Below are 17,290 nucleotides of genomic sequence, written 5' to 3' on the forward strand. Positions count from 1 at the left end.
GTCGCCCAAGTCGCTTTGCGAAAACCATGGCCCCATCCAGCGCAACTTCCTTTCGCTCGCTGAAGCTCGATACCCCGCTGCACCTCGACAGCGGGCGCGAGCTTGCGGGCGTCGAAATCGCCTATGAAACCTACGGCGAGCTGGCGGCGGACAAGTCCAACGCGGTGATGGTGTTCCATGCGCTGACGGGGGACCAGTTTCTCGCCAGCACCCATCCCGTCACCGGCAAGCCCGGCTGGTGGGAACGCATGGTCGGTCCCGGCAAGCCCATCGATACGGATCGTTTCCACGTGATCTGCGCCAACGTGATCGGCAGCTGCATGGGCTCCACCGGCCCCGCCAGCAGCAGCGCAGATGGCACGCCTTACGCCATGCAGTTCCCGGTCATCACCATTCGCGACATGGTGCGTGCGCAGATACGCCTGCTCGATGCGCTGGGAATCGAGCGGCTGCACGCGGTCGTCGGCGGGTCCATGGGCGGGATGCAGGCGCTGTCCTGCGCGGCCAATTTCCCGGAGCGGACCGGACGCGTGCTGGCGATTGCCACCACGGCCCGCCACTCGGCGCAGAACATCGCCTTCCACGAGATGGGGCGGCAGGCGATCATGGCCGATCCCAACTGGCGCGGCGGCGACTATTACGATGGCAATAGCCCGGACAAGGGGCTGGCCGTGGCCCGCATGGCGGCGCATATCACCTATCTTTCCGAAGAAGGGCTGACCGAGAAATTCGGCCGCCGGCTGCAGGATCGCGAGGCCAAGAGCTTCGGCTTCGATGCCGATTTCCAGGTGGAAAGCTACCTGCGCCACCAGGGCATCAGCTTCACCGACCGCTTCGATGCCAACAGCTATCTCTACATCACCCGCGCCATGGACTATTTCGACCTGGCCGAGGAAGCGGACGGTCTGCTGGCCGATGCCTTCGCGGGGGCCAAGGACACGCGCTTCTGCCTCGTCAGCTTCGATACCGACTGGCTCTATACCACCGCCGACATGCGCGAGGTGGTGCATGCGCTGAACGCGGTCGCCGCGCCGGTCAGCTTCGTTGAACTGAGCGCGCCGTATGGCCACGACAGCTTCCTGCTCGACGTGCCTGCGCTGGACCGCGTGGTGGAGGGCTTCCTCGGATGACCAAGCCCGTCACCTTCGACCTGCGCCCCGACCTTGCCAAGATCGCGTACCTCGTTCCCTCCGGCTCGCGCGTGCTCGATGTCGGCTGTGGCGAGGGCGACCTGATGGAGGCGCTGCAATCGCAGAAGGGTTGCGACGCGCGCGGCATGGAGATCGACCCGGAAGCAGTGGCCAAGGCCGTGTCACGCGGGCTTTCCGTGGTGCAGGGCGATGCCAACCGCGACCTTGCCGACTATCCGGACAAGGCCTTCGACGTCGCTATCCTCAGCCAGACGCTGCAGACGGCCGAGCGTCCCGAGTGGCTGCTCGACCAGCTGCTACGGATCGGTGGCCAGGCTTTCGTCAGCTTCCCCAATTTCGCCTACTGGCGCATGCGCCTGTCGCTGCTGGTCAACGGCCGCATGCCGGTGACGCGGCACCTGCCGGTGAGCTGGTACGAAACGCAGAACATCCACCACCTGACGGTGGACGACTTCCGCCACCTGATCGCGCAAAAGGGCGTGAAGGTGGAGGGCAGCTGGTTCTTCGCAAACGGCAAGGAAATCGGCGGCACGAGCGCGAACTGGCGCGCCGAGCACGCGGTATTTCAACTGAGCCGCTAGGCTAGATGGCCGATCCCGCCAGTACGGCGAGACAGATTCCGGGAAGCATGCCCAGCAGGCTGGCGGCGAGGAAGGCGCGGGCGCTGATCGGGGTGGCGGCACAGCCTGCGGTAACGACGGCATGCGGCACTGCGCCCAGCCTTGCCCCGACGACATAGATCGGACCCTTGCGCGCCAGGTGCTCCTGCACGCCCTGCAGGCGCTCGCCGAACTGGCGCTGCATCCGCTCGCCCAACCAACGGCGGGTGACGAGGAACAGCAGGTGGCTGCCAGCCAGGACACCAAGCGAGACGACGAGGATTCCGGCCACGCCCAGTACCAGTCCGCTGAGGAACGACATGGCGTTCACCGCGCCCGGCACCGAGAAAGCGACCAGCGACGCGGTCACCGTGGCCAGCAGCGCGGGCAGCGCCAGCGGGCCGAACGGCGTCGCGGCGATGCTTTCCAGCATGCTCATGGGCAGGATTGAGGAGACGAACGCATCCATGCTTACCTAGTGTCGAATTCCCGAACCGGTTCCAAGCTATATATTCTTTACTGCTATTCGGTTGCCGTGACGCTCGGCACAGGCAGCGTCATGCAGCGCCATCGTTGACGCAAAGCACGCTGTCGTCGCGGGCCAGGCACCACAGGCTGAGGCCCGCTGCCTTTGCCCGCTCAACCGCCATACTGGTAGGCAGCGAGATGGTGACCAGTCGCGTCGCCCCGGCGCGCACGGCCTTCTCGACGATCTCGTACGAGCAGCGCGCGCTGGAAAGGATGAAGCCTGCGCTCGCATCCTGCCCTGCCGCAGCCAGCGCGCCGACAAGCTTGTCCATGGCATTGTGCCGCCCGACATCCTCGCGCGCGTGCATGATGGCGCCATCGGGCGCGCAGAAGGCTGCGGCATGGGCAGCCCCCGTCTCGCGGGTGAGCGGCTGGTGCTCGCGCAGCTTGGCCAGGGCGGCAAAGATGGCTTGCGGGTCAACCGCACTGTGCGTGGGTACCCTGGGCAGCGGCTGCGACACCGCTTCGAGGTTTTCGATTCCGCACAGGCCGCAGCTCGATTCCGCCACGCGTGCCCGCACCCGCTCGGTCAGCTTGTCGATGCCGAGGCCGGTCAATTGCGCACGGGCGATCCAGCCGTGTTCGACTTCGGCAATGGCGATGTCCGAAATGTCCGAGGGGGCCTTGGCCAGCCCTTCGGTCAGCGCGAACCCGCGCGCGAAGTCCTCCAGGTCCGATGGCGTTGCCATCATCACCGCATAGGACAGGCCGTTGTATTCCAGCGCGACAGGAACCTCGGGCACCCAGCTGCGCTCCGCCGGGCGCGACGTGCCGTCCTTGCGGACTTCGATGGGCTTATCCGGCATCCGAGTTGTGCAGCCCGCCGTGCTTGGAGAAGTCCGTGGCGCGGGTCTGCGTGCCGGGGTGGCCCTTTTCGAGCAGGTGCTCGATCGCTTCGGCGGCGATATCGTCCAGGCCACTGCGATCGCCGGTGAAGATGGCCTTCTTCATCCGGGGATCCCAGAAGCTTTCGATATGGTCGGCCGTCGCCAGTACCGCCTTGTCGTGGCCGATGGCGACGAAGTTCTTGGCGATCTGGTTGGCGAAACGCACCAGCGTGGCTTGGGTATCCTTGCTCACTCGGCCGGCTCCATTTCGTCTTCACCGGCAATGCGGCGGCTGCGTTCGGCCAGCTCGGCATAGTCTTCCTGCCAGTCGGTCGGACCGTTGGAAGGCGTCACCTGCACCGCCGTCACCTTGTATTCCGGGCAGTTGGTTGCCCAGTCGGAGAAGTCGGTGGTGACCACGTTGGCCTGCGTCGCCGGGTGGTGGAAGGTGGTGTAGACCACGCCCGGAGCCACGCGATCGGTAACCTTCACCCGCAGCGTCGTCTCGCCGGTGCGGCTGGCCAGCTTGGTCCAGTCGCCGTCCTTCAAGCCGCGGTTCTCGGCATCGACCGGGTGCATTTCCAGCAGGTCTTCCGGGTGCCAGACGGTGTTCGCCGTGCGCCGCGTCTGCGCACCGACGTTGTACTGGCTGAGGATACGGCCGGTGGTGAGCAGCAGCGGGAAGCGCGGCCCGGTCTTCTCGTCGGTGGGGACGTAGTCGGTGACCACGAACAGCCCCTTGCCGCGCACGAAGCCCTCGATGTGCATGACGGGCGAGCCGTCCGGATGCTTCTCGTTGACCGGCCACTGCACGCTGCCGCGTTCCTGCAGCATCTCCCAGCTGACGCCGGCGAAGCTGCCGGTGAGGCGGGCGATTTCGGCCAGGATTTCCTTCGGGTGGCTGTAGTTCCAGCCAGCGCCAAGCGCATTGGCGAGCAGCTGGGTGACTTCCCAGTCCTCGTAGCCGTTGGCCGGTTCCATCACCTTGCGCACCGGCTGGATGCGGCGCTCGGCATTGGTGAAGGTGCCGTTCTTCTCGAGGAAGGTGGAACCCGGCAGGAAGACGTGCGCGTAGTTGGCCGTCTCGTTGAGGAAGAGGTCGTGCACGATCACGCATTCCATGGCGGACAGGCCGTCGGCCACGTGCTGGGTGTTCGGATCTGACTGCAGGATGTCCTCGCCCTGGATGTAGATGGCCTTGAAGGTGCCATCGACGGCGGCATCGAGCATGTTGTTGATGCGCAGGCCCGGGTTCGGGTCGATCGAGACGCCCCAGTCCTTCTCGAACAGTTCGCGCGTGGCACCGTCCGACAGGTGGCGATAGCCGGGCAGTTCGTGCGGGAACGAACCCATGTCGCAGGCGCCCTGCACGTTGTTCTGGCCGCGCAGCGGGTTCACGCCCACGCCCGGGCGACCGATGTTGCCGGTGCACATGGCGAGGTTGGCGATGGCCATCACGGTCGACGAGCCCTGCGAGTGCTCGGTCACGCCGAGGCCGTAGTAGATCGCCGCATTGCCACCGGTGGCGTAGAGGCGAGCGGCGGCGCGCAGGTCTTCGGCCGGAACCCGGGTGACCGGCTCCAGCGTTTCGGGCGAATGCCGCTCGTCGGAAACGAAGCGGGCCCACTCCTCGTAAGCGTCGACTTCGCAACGCTCCTGGATGAACTTGTCGTCGGTCAGCCCTTCGGTGACGATGACATGCGCCATGGCAGTGAGCACGGCGACATTGGTGCCCGGCTGCAGCGGCAGGTGATGCGCGGCCTCGACATGCGGGGTGCGCACCAGGTCGATCCGGCGCGGGTCGATGACGATCAGCTTGGCACCTTCGCGCAGGCGCTTCTTCAGGCGGCTGGCGAAGACCGGGTGGCCATCGGTCGGGTTGGCGCCGATCACCAGCGCGACGTCGACGTGCTGCACGCTGTCGAAATCCTGCGTGCCGGCGCTGGTGCCGAAGGTCGTCTTCAGGCCGTAGCCGGTCGGCGAGTGGCAGACGCGGGCGCAGGTATCGGTGTTGTTCGAGCCGAACACGGCACGGATCAGCTTCTGCACGAGGAAGGTTTCCTCGTTGGTGCAGCGGCTGGAGGTGATGCCGCCCAGCGCCATCGGGCCATGTTCGGCCTTGATCGCCTTGATCTTGTTGCTGGTGAATTCGAGCGCTTCTTCCCAGCTTACTTCGCGCCAGGGCTGGTCGATGGAATCGCGCACCATCGGGCTGGTGATGCGATCCTGGTGGTTGGCATAGCCATAGGCGAAGCGGCCCTTCACGCAGGAGTGGCCGCGGTTGGCCTTGCCGTCCTTGTAGGGGACCATGCGCACCAGCTGTTCGCCGCGCATTTCGGCGCGGAAGGTGCAGCCGACGCCGCAATAGGCGCAGGTGGTGACGACGCTGCGTTCGGGCAGGCCGATTTCCTTGACGCTCTTTTCCTGCAGCGTGGCGGTGGGGCAGGCCTGCACACAGGCGCCGCAGCTGACGCATTCGCTGGAGAGGAAGTTGTCCTCGTCCTGCCCGGCCGAGACCATGCTGGCGAAGCCGCGACCGTCGATGGTGAGCGCGAAGGTGCCCTGCACTTCGGAGCAGGCACGCACGCAGCGCGAGCAGACGATGCACTTCGACGGGTCGAAGGAGAAATAGGGGTTGGAGGTGTCGGTCTCGAGACCGAGGTGGTTTGCCCCTTCATAGCCGTAGCGCACGTCGCGCAGGCCGACGTTGGCGGCTTCTTCCTGCAGTTCGCAATCGCCGTTGGCGGAGCAGGTGAGGCAGTCCAGCGGGTGGTCGGAGATGTACAGCTCCATCACGCCCTTGCGCAGCTTTTCGAGGCGCGGGGTCTGCGTCTTGACCACCATGCCTTCGGCAACCGGCGTGGTGCAGCTGGCGGGCGTACCGCGGGCGCCTTCGATTTCCACCAGGCACAGCCGGCACGAGCCGAAGCTCTTCACGTTGTCGGTGGCGCACAGCTTGGGGATCTTGCCGCCCGAAACCGAGGCCGCGCGCATCACGCTGGTGCCGGCGGGCACGGTGACTTCGCGACCGTCAATGGTCAGCGTGACTTTCTCTTCCGACTCCACAGCCGGAGTTCCGAAATCCTTGGGGGCTTCATATCCCATTGGTCTGCTCCATCGCCGCCAGGTCTGCGGGCGTATTTATGTTTGCAGGCGCGTAAGACGCTCTTACCGGCCGCGCATTGGCGGCCTTTGCAAAAGCGAGCATCGAGTGGCGTCCTTCACTCTGGAGGATGGCCGAAACCGTCGATGCGGCGCTGCTTTTCCAATGCCCGATTACGGGCTGCGTTTCAAGATAAGCGGAGGGTGGTGAAAGATCCGACAAGAGGCTGTCGGGCAGGTCGACAGAATCGACCCCGCAAGTCAGCACGCTGTCGAAATCCTCGTCCTCGGCATGGCGCAGGGCGGCGGCAATCCCGCCCAGCGGCCCCATGTCGGCTCGCGGCCAGTCGGGCAGGGTCGGGGCCGGCGCGGTTTCGCGGCCCACCACCACCACATGATCGCAGAAGCCGGACAAGGCATCCACTGCGCGGCTGATGAGCGTATGCCCTCCCAGCTCGGCCAGCGCCTTGTCGCTGCCGAAACGTGAGGACTTGCCGCCCGCCAGGACCGCGCCGAGGATCATGCCTTGGTGAAGTCCTCGGGCCAGTGCTTGAGCGCGCTCATCACCGGGTAGGGGGTGAAGCCGCCCAGCGCGCAGAGCGAGCCGAACTTCATCGTTTCGCACAGGTCGGTCAGCAGGCCGATCTCGTCACCCGTGTCGCGTCCGGCGTCCTTGGGCGCATTGTGCATCTGCGGAGCCAGCTCGATCCGGTCGCGCTTGCGGCCACCTTCGCGGATGCGGTCCAGCAGCTCGGTACCGCGCACGGCACCGATGCGGCAGGGCGTGCACTTGCCGCAGCTTTCCTCGGCACAGAAATGCATGGCGAAGCGGGCCATTTCCAGCATGTCGGCGGTATCGTCGAACACGGTCACGCCGGCATGGCCAATCAGGGCATCGGCCTCAGTGAAAGTCTCGTAGTCGAAGACGATATCGAACTGGTCGGGGTGGATATAGGCGCCCAGCGGGCCGCCCACCTGCACCGCCTTGACCGGACGGCCCGAAGCGGTGCCGCCGCCGATCTCATTGACCAGCTCGCCCAGCGTGATGCCGAAGCCGATCTCGTAGAGGCCGCCATGCTTGATGTTGCCGGCCAGCTGGATCGGCATGGTGCCGCGCGAACGGCCGAACCCTGCATCCTTGTAGGCAGCGGCGCCGCCTTCGGTGAGGATGTGCGGCACGGCGGCCAGGCTGAGCACGTTGTTGACCACGGTCGGGCGGCCAAGGAAGCCTTCCAGCGCGGGCAGCGGCGGCTTGGCGCGCACTTCGCCGCGCTTGCCTTCGAGACTGTTGAGCAGCGAGGTCTCCTCGCCGCAGACATAGGCACCCGCACCCACGCGCACTTCGCACTTGAACGGGGCGATGATCTCTTCGCAAAGTTCCAGCGCGGCGTTCATCTTGCGGATCGCATCGGGATATTCGCTGCGCAGGTAGACATAGCCCTGCGTGGCGCCGACGGCCTCACCGGCAATCGCCATGCCTTCGATCAGGGCGAAGGGATCGCCTTCCATCACGGCACGGTCGGCAAAGGTGCCGCTGTCGCCTTCGTCGGCATTGCAGACGATGTACTTCTGGGGGCCTGCCGCCTTGCGCACGGTTTCCCACTTGATGCCGGTGGGGAAGCCCGCACCGCCACGGCCGCGCAGGCCGCTCTCGGTGACTTCGGCCACGATCTGCTCGCTGCCGATCTGGCGCGCCCGCTTCAGGCCTGCCCAGCCGCCGGTCGCTTCGTAGTCTTCCAGGCTCAGCGGACGGGTCTTGCCGGCGCGGGCGAAAGTGTAGCGGACCTGGCTGGCGATGAAGGGATGTTCGGCAATCGCGCCGATGCCCTTGTCGGAAGAACCATCGAGGATGGCATCGACATCGTCGAGCGTGGCCGGGCCGAAGCCCTTGCCGTCGATCTCTACCAGCGGCTCCAGCCAGTGCATGCCCCAACTGGAGGTACGGTGCACTTCGCAGCCCTTCTTTTCGAAGGCGGCGGCCAGCTTGTCGGCACCTGCCGCGCGGGCGAGGGCATCATCGGAAATCTTTACGAGGGTCATGCGCTTTCCACCAGCTTGGCGATGGAGGTTTCATCGAGGCGGACGTGCAGGTCGTCGCCCGTGCGGGCGGCCGGACCGGCACTGCAGAGGCCGAGGCAGTAAACCGTCTCGATCTTCACCCGTTCGCCGGCGGCCTTGTTCGCGTGGTCGATTATCTTCTCGACGCCGCGAGCCTTGCAGGCCTCTGCGCGGCACACCTGCACGACGGGGCGCGGGTCGGCCTTGCTCTTGTAGTCGTGATAGAAGCTGACCACGCCATGCACGTCGGCGCGGCTGAGGTTCAGGCCCTTGGCGATCATCGCCTCGCTCTCCGCATCGACGCAGCCGAATTCGGCCTGTACGTCGTTGAGGATCGGCAGCAAGGGGCCTTCCTTCTCGTGGTGGCGGGCGATGATGTCGCCCAGGATGTCGGATTTGTCGCTCATGCTTTGAGCCTCTTTGCGTGCCAGGCGACATGCTCGGCAATGAAGGTGGAAACGAAGAAATAGGAGTGGTCGTAACCCTCCTGCAGGCGGATGGTGGCATCCATCCCGGCCTCGCGCACCGCTTCTTCCAGCAGGTGCGTCTTGAGCTGTTCGTCGAGGAAATCGTCGGCGCGGCCCTGGTCCACCAGCAGGTCGGGCAGGCGGGCGCCGTCGGCAATCAGCGCGCAGGCATCGTATTCGCGCCAGGCATGGCGGTCATCGCCAATATAGCCGGTCAGCGCCTTCTCGCCCCAAGGGCAGTGCAGCGGGCTGACGATGGGGGCAAAGGCGCTGGTCGAGCGGAAGCGTCCGGGATTGCGCAGCGATACGGTCAGTGCGCCGTGGCCGCCCATCGAGTGGCCGGAAATGCCTTGCCGTTCCATGTCGACGGGGAAGTTCTTGGCCACCAGCGCGGGCAGTTCGTCCTCGACATAGCTGCGCATGTGGAAGTGCTTTGCCCACGGGTCTTGTGTCGCGTTGACGTAGAAGCCGGCACCCTGGCCGAAGTCGTAAGCCTCGTCATCGGGCACGCTCTCGCCGCGCGGGCTGGTGTCCGGGCCGACGAAGATCACGCCATGCTCGGCGCAGGCCTGGTGGTAGTGGCACTTGATCATCGCATTTTCATGCGTGCAGGTCAGGCCCGACAGCCACCACAGCACGGGCAGCTTCTCGCCCGGCGTGTGCTCGGGGACGAAGACCGCGAAGGTCATGTCCGTGCCGGTGGCTTCGCTGGCGTGCTTGTACACGCCCTGCTTGCCGCCGAAGCACTTCGTTTCGCTGACCGTTTCGATGCTCATTCAGTCGCTCCCGTCACGCTACCCGGTGCAGGGCGCACAGCTTGTGCCCGTCCGGATCGCGCAGGTAGGCCAGCCACAGCTTCACCGCGCCCATGTCGCGCACGCCCGGCGGGTCCTCGATGGCGGTGCCGCCGGCAGCGAGACCGGCAGCATGCCAGGCCTCGCCCTGTTCCGGGCTGTCCATCTCGAAACCGATGGTTGAACCGTTTGCCACGCAGGCCGGCTCCCCGTCGATCGGCTTGGTCACCAGGAAGGTGGCGCCCTTGTGCACATAGCGCACGCGGCCCTTGGGATCGATGAAGCCGGGTTCGGCTCCGACGGCTGCGAACAGCGCGTCATAGAAGGCCTTGGACTTTTCCAGGTCGTTCGAGCCGACCATCATGTGGCTGAACATGTGTACCTACTCCCCAACGTTGATGGTGAAAGCGCCCAGCTTGTTGCCGTCCGGGTCGCGCAAATAGGCGGCATAGATCTTTTGCTCGCCATAATCCCGTCGGCCCGGTTCGCCTTCGCAGCTGCCGCCATTGGCGAGACCGGCCGCATGCCAGGCGTCGACTGCGGCCTGGTCCGGTGCGTTCAAGCCGATGGTGCCGCCATTGGCGTGTGTGGCCGGCTCGCCATCGCGCGGCGTGCCGACCATGAACATGCCGCTGGGCGGCTGGCCATAGTAACCGCCATGCTCGTGGCGGTTACACTCCACACCCAGCGCACCAAAGGTCGCGTCATAGAAGACTACGGCCTTTTCTGGGTCGTTGGTGCCGACCACTACGTGGGTGAGGAGATGGTTCATGCCTCAGCCTTCGGCGTTGGGGCAGAAGGCGCAGATCTTGTTGCCGTCCGGATCGCGCAGATAGGCGCCGTACATCTGGCCGGGGCTGTTCGGACGCACGCCGGGAGCACCTTCGTCGGTGCCGCCATTGGCGAGACCGGCAGCGTGCCAGGCGTTCACTTCGTCGTAGTTCTTGGCCTTGAGGCCCAGCGTCGCGCCGTTGGAAACCGTGGCGGCTTCACCGTTGGCGGGCTTGCCGACGGCAACCGCGCCGCCTTCGTTCGCATAGACCGTCAGGTGCGGATATTCGCCGACAGCCTGCACTCCGATGGCGCCCATGGTGGCGTTGTAGAACTGGCGCGACTTTTCGACGTCGTTGGTGCCGAGAAACACGTGATTGAGCATGGCTGGGTTTCCTCTCTTGGGGGCGCACGGCTTGACCTCGCCGAACGCGATTCTTTCTTGTTTCATCACATAGCTGAAATTTTCAGCAATGTGAAAGAATGAATGACCTGCCGGGCGGATTTTTCGCCAGGCAGGCTTCAGTTCGGGGTCAGTAGATCACCACGCTGCGGATGCTTTCGCCCGCATGCATCAGGTCGAAGCCCTTGTTGATCTCTTCCAGCGTCAGCGTGTGGGTGATCATCGGATCGATGGCGATCTTGCCGTTCATGTACCAGTCGACGATCTTGGGCACGTCGGTACGGCCCTTGGCCCCGCCGAATGCGGTGCCGCGCCAGTTGCGACCGGTGACGAGCTGGAACGGGCGGGTGGCGATTTCCTTGCCCGCCTCGGCCACGCCGATGATGATGCTGGTGCCCCAGCCCTTGTGGCAGCATTCCAGCGCCTGGCGCATCACGTCGGTATTGCCGGTGCAGTCGAAGGTATAGTCCGCGCCGCCGTCGAGCATTTCGACCAGATGTGCGACGACGTCCTTGGTTTCCTTCGGGTTGACGAAGTCGGTCATGCCGAACTTCTCGCCCCATTCCTTCTTGGAATTGTTGATGTCGACGCCGACGATACGGTCCGCGCCCGCCATCTTCGCGCCCTGGATCACGTTCAGGCCGATGCCGCCGAGGCCGAAGACCACGACATTGTCGCCCGGCTTCACCTGCGCGGTGTTGACCACGGCACCGACGCCGGTGGTCACGCCGCAGCCGATGTAGCAGCTGGTTTCGAACGGCGCGTCGGTACGGATCTTGGCGACGGCGATTTCCGGCAGCACGGTGAAGTTCGAGAAGGTCGAACAGCCCATGTAGTGGTAGATCGTCTCGCCCTTGTAGCTGAAGCGGCTGGTGCCGTCGGGCATCAGGCCCTTGCCCTGCGTTTCGCGGATGGCGGAGCACAGGTTGGTCTTGCCGCTGAGGCACATCTTACACTGGCGGCATTCCGGCGTGTAGAGCGGGATGACATGGTCGCCCGGCTTCACGCTGGTCACGCCCGCGCCCACTTCGCGCACCACGCCTGCGCCTTCGTGGCCCAGGATGGACGGGAAGATGCCTTCGGAATCGAAGCCGTCCAGCGTGTAGGCATCGGTGTGGCAGATGCCGGTCGCCATGATCTCCACCAGGACTTCGCCCGCCTTCGGGCCTTCCAGGTCGAGCTCGACGATTTCGAGTGGTTTCTTGGCTTCGAACGCAACGGCGGCGCGGGTCTTCATGTCAAACAGTCTCCCGAAGGAATGGTAGTGTCAGGTCAGGTTTCGGCCTTTTCGGCCAATTCTGCCTTCAGCGCTTCTTCGTCGGCATCGCGGATCGGCATGATCCACAGCAGGAACATGGCGATCACCGAACCCGCGCTCATGATCGCGGAAACGATGAACACTTCCTGGTTGCCGAAGTAGTCGAACAGCGCGCCTGCCACGATGGGCGAGCCCGCCGCACCGAAGCGCCCGACGCCCAGCACGAAGCCGGTGCCGCTGGCGCGGGCATAGGCCGGGAAGCTGAGCGCGAAGGCGGCATAGTAGCCGACGATGGCGGCGTTGAGGAAGAACATGGTCAGCAGCGCGGCAATACGCCACTCCCACAGGCTCTCGTGCCCGATGCCGAAATACAGCACCGCGCCAACGCCCAGCAGCAGCGCGGCGATGGTCGGGCCCTTGAGGCCGAACTTCTTCAGGAAGAAGCCGAAGATCGCACCACCGATGGCTCCGCCGATATTGGCATAGGTCAGGCTGCTGGCACCCTCCGCCGGGCTGAAGCCGGCCAACGCCACGATCGTCGGGGCGTTCTTGAGGATGTAGTAGAAGGTGAAGGTGTGGGCCATGTAGCCGAAGGCCAGCAGCAGCGTGATCGGCCGCAGCTTGGCATCGCCCAGGATGTCGGTCGCCTTGGGCTTGGGCCCGGTTTCCTTGAGCGCGGGCAGCTCTTCGATCGGCGGCTTGCCGAAGGCGGCCAGCGAACGGTTGATCTTGGCCACCGCGTCGGCCGGGCGGCGCGCCGCGTAGTAGGCCGGCGTTTCCGGAACCAGCAGCAGCACCAGCGGGATCATCAGCGCGGTGACGATGGCGCCGAAGATGAAGACGGCCTGCCAGTCATACTGCACCAGCAGCCATTCCTGCGCGGCGAAACCGCCGATCACGCCGCCCACCGGATAGCCGATGACGTAGAAGGCCATCGACAGGCTGCGGCCGTTCTTGCTGGTGGTTTCCGCGACCACGGCGTTGGTGGAGGCAAGCATGCCGCCGATGCCGAGGCCGGTGATGAAGCGCCACACCGTCATGATGGTCACGCCGTCGGCCTGGCTGGCCATGTACATGCCGACCGCCATGACCGCGAGACAGGCCAGCATGGTCGCCTTGCGGCCGTACTTGTCGGCCGCACCGCCGAGGATGACCGAGCCGAAGCCCATGCCGACCAGTTCGGCGGACAGGACCACGCCCAGTTCGGTGCGGGTGATGCCCCAGTCTTCCATGATGCCCGGTGCGGCAAAGGCGCTGGACAGCACGTCGAACCCGTCGAGCGCGTTGAGAAGCACCATGAGGATCACGACAATGAACTGCCGTGCGCCCATCGGCGTATCGTTGATCACGTTGATGGGGTTCGCGCCCCCGCTGCTCGGTCCGGCCATTTTGACTTTGTCCTCTCCCTGGAAGGGCCCTTATTCGTGGATTCGCGCGAGCATTTCCACCAGTTTTTCGACTTCTTCGTCGGTAAACCGGCTTTTTAGCCACGCTTCGTGTTCGGCAATGCAGCTTTTGGCCTGTACCAGCGCGGCGCTGCCTTCGTCCGTCAGGTGCAATGCCTGCTTGCGTCCGTCGCTGGAGGAGCGCTCGCGCCGCAGGTAGCCGCGCGACTGCAGGCGGTTGACGATGGTCATGGTCGTGGCCCGGTCCATTCGCAGGCGGGTGCCCACTTCGATCTGTGCGATGCCGGGGTTCTCGCCCACCAGCCACAACACGCTGACCTGCTTCTGCGTCAGCCCCAGTTCCACGAATGTATCGGTGAAGTGGCGATAGACGGCACCATGCGCCAGCCGGATATGGAAGCCGACGATCTCGTCCAGTTCCCCGTATTCGGGCGCTTTGTCCTCGGTCAATGCGGCTTCGGCCAATGTCCTGCTTTCGTCTGCCTTGTCGAGATTGTTAGTAGAGCATACAAATATCCGCAAGGAGAGCATTGCCATGGCCCATTTCCCGGACACGCCCAATTTCACCGGCTTCAACACCCCCAGCCGGATCGAGGCGGATATCGAAGACCTGCTGCACGAAGGCGAAATCCCCACGGAGATCGACGGCGCCTTCTTCCGCGTGCAGCCAGATCCGCAGTTTCCGCCGCTGCTGGGCGATGACATCGCCTTCAACGGCGATGGCATGATCACCCGCTTCCACATCCACGATGGCCAGGTGGATTTCAAACAGCGCTGGGCGAAGACCGACAAGTGGTTTGCCGAGCGCAAGGCCGGGCGCGGCCTGTTCGGGAAGTATCGCAACCCGACCACTGACGATCCCTCGGTGAAGGGCATGATCCGTTCCACCGCCAACACCAATGCCTGGATCTACGCCGGCAAGCTGTGGGCGATGAAGGAGGACAGCCCGTCGCTGATCATGGACCCGGTGACGATGGAAACCGACGGGTTTGAAACCTGGGAAGGCGCGATGAAGAGCGAGACCTTCACCGCGCACCCGAAGATCGACCCGCACACCGGCAACATGGTCGCCATCGGCTATGCCGCCAGCGGCCTGTGCACCGACGATGTCGCCTACATGGAGGTCGACAAGGACGGCAAGCTGGTGCGCGAGAAGTGGTTCAAAGTGCCGTACTACTGCATGATGCACGACTTCGCGATCACCGAGGATTACCTCGTGCTGCATATCGTGCCCTCGACCAGCAACTGGGACCGCCTCAACGCGGGTGAAATCCACTTCGGCTTCGACACCACGCTGCCGGTCTACCTCGGCGTGATCCCGCGCCGCGACGACCTGACCGACGAGGACATCCGCTGGTTCAAGCGCGACAACTGCTTCGCCAGCCACGTCGTCAACGCCTGGCAGGATGGCAGCAAGGTGCACTTCGTGATCCCCGAAGCGAAGAACAACATGTTCCCCTTCTTCCCGGACATCCACGGCGCGCCGTTCAACGGTGCCGAAGCGATGAGCAAGCTCACCCGCTGGACGGTCGACCTTGCCAGCAATGGCGACGAGTTCGACGAGATCGTCCCGCTGACCGAGACCGCCAGCGAATTCCCGCGCATCGACGATCGCTTCACCGGCGTGAAGACGCGCTACACCTGGGGGCTGGAGATGGACATGCGCCGCCCCTGCGAGCTGAAGGGCGGCAGCGCCGGCGGCTTCCTGATGAACTGCCTGTTCCTGAAGGACCTGGAAACCGGCGAGGAAAAGCACTGGTGGTGCGGCCCGGTCTCGAGCCTGCAGGAGCCGTGCTTCGTCCCGCGCACGCCGGACGCGTCCGAAGGCGACGGCTGGATCGTGATGCTGTGCAACCGGCTGGAGAACAAGAACACCGACCTTCTGATCTTCGATGCTCTCGACATCGAGAAAGGCCCGGTGGCGACGGTGCATGTGCCGATCCGTCTGCGCTTCGGCCTGCACGGCAACTTCGCCCGCAGCGAGGACATCGGGCTGAAGGCGCCCGAACCGGCCTGACCACAGTGGCTTGATTTGAGCCCTCCGCTGGGCAAGACCTGTCGCCCAGGGGAGGGACGATCATGAAATTCCGTGTTGCTGCCGCGCTTGCCACGCTGGCCCTGGTCGGCTGTGAGGCCGCATCGGACGTTCCGGTTACGGAACCGCATCCGTTTTCCCTCGCAGAGACCGCGGGAAGCGAGCCACCTTCGGCTGCGACAATCGCCATGCGCTGGCAATGGCTCAACCCGGAGGTCAATTCCTTCACCTTCCGCAACACGCATGAGGTGTTCGCCTTTCGCGAGGTGGATGCCCCGGAAAGTACCGGGGAACTGGCGCGCCGCTCCGCCCTGTCCATGCCCGCCGGCGCGTTCGCCGGCGAGAATGTGACCTACGACGAATGGGCGGAGCGCACCTTCACCAACGCCTTCATCGTGCTGCGCGACGGCGAGATCGTGTTCGAGGACTATCGCAACCGGATGACGGCAGACACGCCGCACATCGCCTTCTCCATGTCGAAGACGATTACCGCCATGCTGATCGGGCAAGCGCTGGAGCGGGGCGAAATCGCTTCGCTGGATGACCCGGTCAGCAGCTATGTGCCTGCCCTGGCCGAAGGCGGATATGGCGAGGCGACGATCCACAACCTGCTCGAAATGCGCTCCGGCGCGGCGATCGAGGAGCGTTACGACTTCGGCGACAACCCCAGCCTCGCGGGACTGATCCATCAGCAGGCCATCGTCGAGAACGTGCGCCGTTTCGCCGAATTCGGCGTGGGCATCGACTCTCGCGAGGCACCGGGGGGCGAGTTCAACTACGCCACGCTGGACACCGCGGTGCTCGGCTGGGTGCTGGAAGAGGCGACCGGCGAGCGGATCGAGGACCTGACCGAGACCCGCCTGTGGCAGCCGATGGGCGCCGAGTTCGACGCGCACTGGCTGGCGGACGGACCGGTCGGCACGGGCAGGGCGCTCAACGGCATGGGCTTCAATGCCGCGCTGCGCGATTTCGCGCGGCTAGGCCAGCTCATGCTCGACGACGGCATGGTCGGCGAAACGCGGGTGCTGCCGGAAGGCTGGCTAGCGCAAATGACCACCATGCGTCCGCTCGACCCCGAAAGCCCAAGGCCCGGCTACGGCCTGCAGACCTGGCAGTTCGGCGACGAGGAGGGCGCTTACGCCGCTGTCGGACTGGCAGGCCAGTACATCTATGTGCATCCCGCCAGCCGCACCGTGGTGGTGAAGCTCAGCTACTATCCGCCGGGCGCGGAGCTCGACGGCGAAGTGGCCGATTATTTCGAGACTATCGCCCGAACTTCCACGGAGACAACGCCATGATAGATCCTCCTGCACCTCCCGGCCTCGAATTCGTCTACGAAGCAGGCGGCCAACTCGAGGAGCCGCGCCAGATCGGCGAGACCTATGATGGCACGCGGCGGATCATCCCGATCATCGCCGGCGGTTACGTGAAGGGACCGAAGATCAGCGGCAAGCTGATGGGCAATTCGGCGGACTGGCAGGTGACTCGGCACGATGGGGTGACGGTGGCCGACGCCATCTATGCCATCGAGACCGATGACGGTGCGCTGATCCAGATCCGCAACAAGGGCCTGCGCCACGGTCCGGTCGAGGTGATGCGGCGGCTGGTGGCCGGCGAGGATGTCGATCCGTCTGAGTACTATTTCCGCACCGTGCCCGAATTCATCGCGCCCGACGGCCCGTACGACTGGCTCAACAGGTCGATCTTCATCTGCTCGGGCGCACGCTTTGCCAGCTCGATCAAGCTGTGGGTCTGGCGCGTGACCTAACCTGCCGGGGCTGACAGCCGGACAAGGAAAAGGCGCGGCGGGATTGCTCCGGCCGCGCCTTTTCCTTGTCCATTTTCCTAGGCCCGAAATGGATGGGGACGGCCTCTCGGCCGCCCCCAAGGC

Annotated in this window: 19 protein-coding genes; 5 read left to right on the forward strand and 14 right to left on the reverse strand. The window is 64.9% G+C overall.

The genetic code is table 11. The features are described from left to right. Nucleotides 1–26 precede the first annotated feature (26 nt). Together metX and metW are read left to right on the forward strand one after the other, a co-directional pair. A complete protein-coding gene (gene metX / locus OZN62_RS10875; RefSeq protein WP_269099747.1) occupies nucleotides 27–1,130 on the forward strand; it encodes a homoserine O-acetyltransferase MetX in 1,104 nt (367 codons plus the stop codon). Further along, nucleotides 1,127–1,732 carry a methionine biosynthesis protein MetW gene (gene metW, locus OZN62_RS10880; protein ID WP_269099748.1) on the forward strand — a complete coding sequence of 202 codons (606 nt, stop codon included), beginning with the start codon at nucleotides 1,127–1,129 and terminating at the stop codon, nucleotides 1,730–1,732. The genes metX and metW overlap by 4 nt, the downstream gene beginning before the upstream one ends. Nucleotide 1,733: 1 nt before the next feature. Here metW and OZN62_RS10885 read toward each other — a convergent pair whose 3' ends face one another. The 14 genes from OZN62_RS10885 to OZN62_RS10950 form a co-directional block, all read right to left on the reverse strand. Further along, nucleotides 1,734–2,219, reverse strand: a complete 486-nt coding sequence (locus OZN62_RS10885; protein WP_269099749.1) for a TVP38/TMEM64 family protein — start codon at nucleotides 2,217–2,219, stop codon at nucleotides 1,734–1,736. Between the two features lie 88 nt (nucleotides 2,220–2,307). Next, a complete protein-coding gene (gene fdhD / locus OZN62_RS10890) occupies nucleotides 2,308–3,084 on the reverse strand; it encodes a formate dehydrogenase accessory sulfurtransferase FdhD (RefSeq protein ID WP_269099750.1) in 777 nt (258 codons plus the stop codon). Next, complete coding sequence (locus OZN62_RS10895; protein ID WP_269099751.1) at nucleotides 3,074–3,358, reverse strand: formate dehydrogenase subunit delta; 285 nt, start codon at nucleotides 3,356–3,358, stop codon at nucleotides 3,074–3,076. Before OZN62_RS10895 ends, fdhD begins: the two co-directional genes overlap by 11 nt. Further along, entirely contained in the window at nucleotides 3,355–6,210 is a 2,856-nt protein-coding gene (gene fdhF / locus OZN62_RS10900; RefSeq protein ID WP_269099752.1) for a formate dehydrogenase subunit alpha, read from the reverse strand. Before fdhF ends, OZN62_RS10895 begins: the two co-directional genes overlap by 4 nt. Continuing rightward, complete coding sequence (gene mobA / locus OZN62_RS10905; protein ID WP_269099753.1) at nucleotides 6,200–6,730, reverse strand: molybdenum cofactor guanylyltransferase; 531 nt, start codon at nucleotides 6,728–6,730, stop codon at nucleotides 6,200–6,202. The genes fdhF and mobA overlap by 11 nt, the downstream gene beginning before the upstream one ends. Next, nucleotides 6,727–8,247 carry an NADH-ubiquinone oxidoreductase-F iron-sulfur binding region domain-containing protein gene (locus OZN62_RS10910; protein WP_269099754.1) on the reverse strand — a complete coding sequence of 507 codons (1,521 nt, stop codon included), beginning with the start codon at nucleotides 8,245–8,247 and terminating at the stop codon, nucleotides 6,727–6,729. The genes mobA and OZN62_RS10910 overlap by 4 nt, the downstream gene beginning before the upstream one ends. Then, entirely contained in the window at nucleotides 8,244–8,672 is a 429-nt protein-coding gene (locus OZN62_RS10915; RefSeq protein ID WP_269099755.1) for an NAD(P)H-dependent oxidoreductase subunit E, read from the reverse strand. Before OZN62_RS10915 ends, OZN62_RS10910 begins: the two co-directional genes overlap by 4 nt. Next, entirely contained in the window at nucleotides 8,669–9,508 is an 840-nt protein-coding gene (fghA, locus tag OZN62_RS10920; protein ID WP_330848744.1) for an S-formylglutathione hydrolase, read from the reverse strand. The genes OZN62_RS10915 and fghA overlap by 4 nt, the downstream gene beginning before the upstream one ends. A gap of 13 nt (nucleotides 9,509–9,521) precedes the next feature. Beyond that, nucleotides 9,522–9,902, reverse strand: coding sequence for a VOC family protein (locus OZN62_RS10925; protein ID WP_269099756.1), 381 nt, complete (start codon nucleotides 9,900–9,902; stop codon nucleotides 9,522–9,524). Nucleotides 9,903–9,908: 6 nt separating this feature from the next. Further along, nucleotides 9,909–10,298: a VOC family protein gene (locus OZN62_RS10930; RefSeq protein ID WP_269099757.1), complete on the reverse strand. Its 390-nt coding sequence runs from the start codon at nucleotides 10,296–10,298 to the stop codon at nucleotides 9,909–9,911. A gap of 3 nt (nucleotides 10,299–10,301) precedes the next feature. Continuing rightward, nucleotides 10,302–10,682, reverse strand: a complete 381-nt coding sequence (locus tag OZN62_RS10935; RefSeq protein WP_269099758.1) for a VOC family protein — start codon at nucleotides 10,680–10,682, stop codon at nucleotides 10,302–10,304. A gap of 148 nt (nucleotides 10,683–10,830) precedes the next feature. Continuing rightward, on the reverse strand, nucleotides 10,831–11,937 hold the full coding sequence (locus OZN62_RS10940; protein ID WP_269099759.1) for an S-(hydroxymethyl)glutathione dehydrogenase/class III alcohol dehydrogenase: 1,107 nt from the start codon (nucleotides 11,935–11,937) through the stop codon (nucleotides 10,831–10,833). A 35-nt stretch (nucleotides 11,938–11,972) separates the two neighbouring features. Beyond that, nucleotides 11,973–13,346 carry an MFS transporter gene (locus OZN62_RS10945; RefSeq protein WP_269099760.1) on the reverse strand — a complete coding sequence of 458 codons (1,374 nt, stop codon included), beginning with the start codon at nucleotides 13,344–13,346 and terminating at the stop codon, nucleotides 11,973–11,975. Between the two features lie 30 nt (nucleotides 13,347–13,376). Beyond that, on the reverse strand, nucleotides 13,377–13,814 hold the full coding sequence (locus OZN62_RS10950; RefSeq protein WP_269099761.1) for a MarR family winged helix-turn-helix transcriptional regulator: 438 nt from the start codon (nucleotides 13,812–13,814) through the stop codon (nucleotides 13,377–13,379). An 85-nt stretch (nucleotides 13,815–13,899) separates the two neighbouring features. On the opposite strand from OZN62_RS10950, the gene OZN62_RS10955 reads away from it, so the two are divergent. The 3 genes from OZN62_RS10955 to OZN62_RS10965 all read left to right on the forward strand — a co-directional run bounded on the left by OZN62_RS10955 (nucleotide 13,900) and on the right by OZN62_RS10965 (nucleotide 17,167). Continuing rightward, entirely contained in the window at nucleotides 13,900–15,381 is a 1,482-nt protein-coding gene (locus OZN62_RS10955; RefSeq protein ID WP_269099762.1) for a carotenoid oxygenase family protein, read from the forward strand. Nucleotides 15,382–15,443: 62 nt separating this feature from the next. Beyond that, nucleotides 15,444–16,697, forward strand: coding sequence for a serine hydrolase domain-containing protein (locus OZN62_RS10960; protein WP_269099763.1), 1,254 nt, complete (start codon nucleotides 15,444–15,446; stop codon nucleotides 16,695–16,697). Beyond that, a complete protein-coding gene (locus OZN62_RS10965) occupies nucleotides 16,694–17,167 on the forward strand; it encodes a DUF3237 domain-containing protein (protein ID WP_269099764.1) in 474 nt (157 codons plus the stop codon). Before OZN62_RS10960 ends, OZN62_RS10965 begins: the two co-directional genes overlap by 4 nt. The last annotated feature ends 123 nt before the right edge of the window (nucleotides 17,168–17,290 follow it).

Origin of the sequence: Aurantiacibacter sp. MUD11 (genome assembly GCF_026967575.1) — a bacterium.
Taxonomy (GTDB): Bacteria; Pseudomonadota; Alphaproteobacteria; order Sphingomonadales; family Sphingomonadaceae; genus Alteraurantiacibacter.

Excerpts from the sequence above, each read along its gene's own strand:
- metX (WP_269099747.1), top strand. The coding sequence starts at position 27 with ATGGCCCCATCCAGCGCAACTTCCTTTCGCTCGCTGAAGCTCGATACC.
- metW (WP_269099748.1), top strand. The coding sequence starts at position 1,127 with ATGACCAAGCCCGTCACCTTCGACCTGCGCCCCGACCTTGCCAAGATC.
- OZN62_RS10885 (WP_269099749.1), bottom strand. The coding sequence starts at position 2,219 with ATGGATGCGTTCGTCTCCTCAATCCTGCCCATGAGCATGCTGGAAAGC.
- fdhD (WP_269099750.1), bottom strand. The coding sequence starts at position 3,084 with ATGCCGGATAAGCCCATCGAAGTCCGCAAGGACGGCACGTCGCGCCCG.
- fdhF (WP_269099752.1), bottom strand. The coding sequence starts at position 6,210 with ATGGGATATGAAGCCCCCAAGGATTTCGGAACTCCGGCTGTGGAGTCG.
- mobA (WP_269099753.1), bottom strand. The coding sequence starts at position 6,730 with ATGATCCTCGGCGCGGTCCTGGCGGGCGGCAAGTCCTCACGTTTCGGC.
- OZN62_RS10910 (WP_269099754.1), bottom strand. The coding sequence starts at position 8,247 with ATGACCCTCGTAAAGATTTCCGATGATGCCCTCGCCCGCGCGGCAGGT.
- OZN62_RS10915 (WP_269099755.1), bottom strand. The coding sequence starts at position 8,672 with ATGAGCGACAAATCCGACATCCTGGGCGACATCATCGCCCGCCACCAC.
- fghA (WP_330848744.1), bottom strand. The coding sequence starts at position 9,508 with ATGAGCATCGAAACGGTCAGCGAAACGAAGTGCTTCGGCGGCAAGCAG.
- OZN62_RS10925 (WP_269099756.1), bottom strand. The coding sequence starts at position 9,902 with ATGTTCAGCCACATGATGGTCGGCTCGAACGACCTGGAAAAGTCCAAG.
- OZN62_RS10930 (WP_269099757.1), bottom strand. The coding sequence starts at position 10,298 with ATGAACCATCTCCTCACCCACGTAGTGGTCGGCACCAACGACCCAGAA.
- OZN62_RS10935 (WP_269099758.1), bottom strand. The coding sequence starts at position 10,682 with ATGCTCAATCACGTGTTTCTCGGCACCAACGACGTCGAAAAGTCGCGC.
- OZN62_RS10940 (WP_269099759.1), bottom strand. The coding sequence starts at position 11,937 with ATGAAGACCCGCGCCGCCGTTGCGTTCGAAGCCAAGAAACCACTCGAA.
- OZN62_RS10945 (WP_269099760.1), bottom strand. The coding sequence starts at position 13,346 with ATGGCCGGACCGAGCAGCGGGGGCGCGAACCCCATCAACGTGATCAAC.
- OZN62_RS10955 (WP_269099762.1), top strand. The coding sequence starts at position 13,900 with ATGGCCCATTTCCCGGACACGCCCAATTTCACCGGCTTCAACACCCCC.
- OZN62_RS10960 (WP_269099763.1), top strand. The coding sequence starts at position 15,444 with ATGAAATTCCGTGTTGCTGCCGCGCTTGCCACGCTGGCCCTGGTCGGC.
- OZN62_RS10965 (WP_269099764.1), top strand. The coding sequence starts at position 16,694 with ATGATAGATCCTCCTGCACCTCCCGGCCTCGAATTCGTCTACGAAGCA.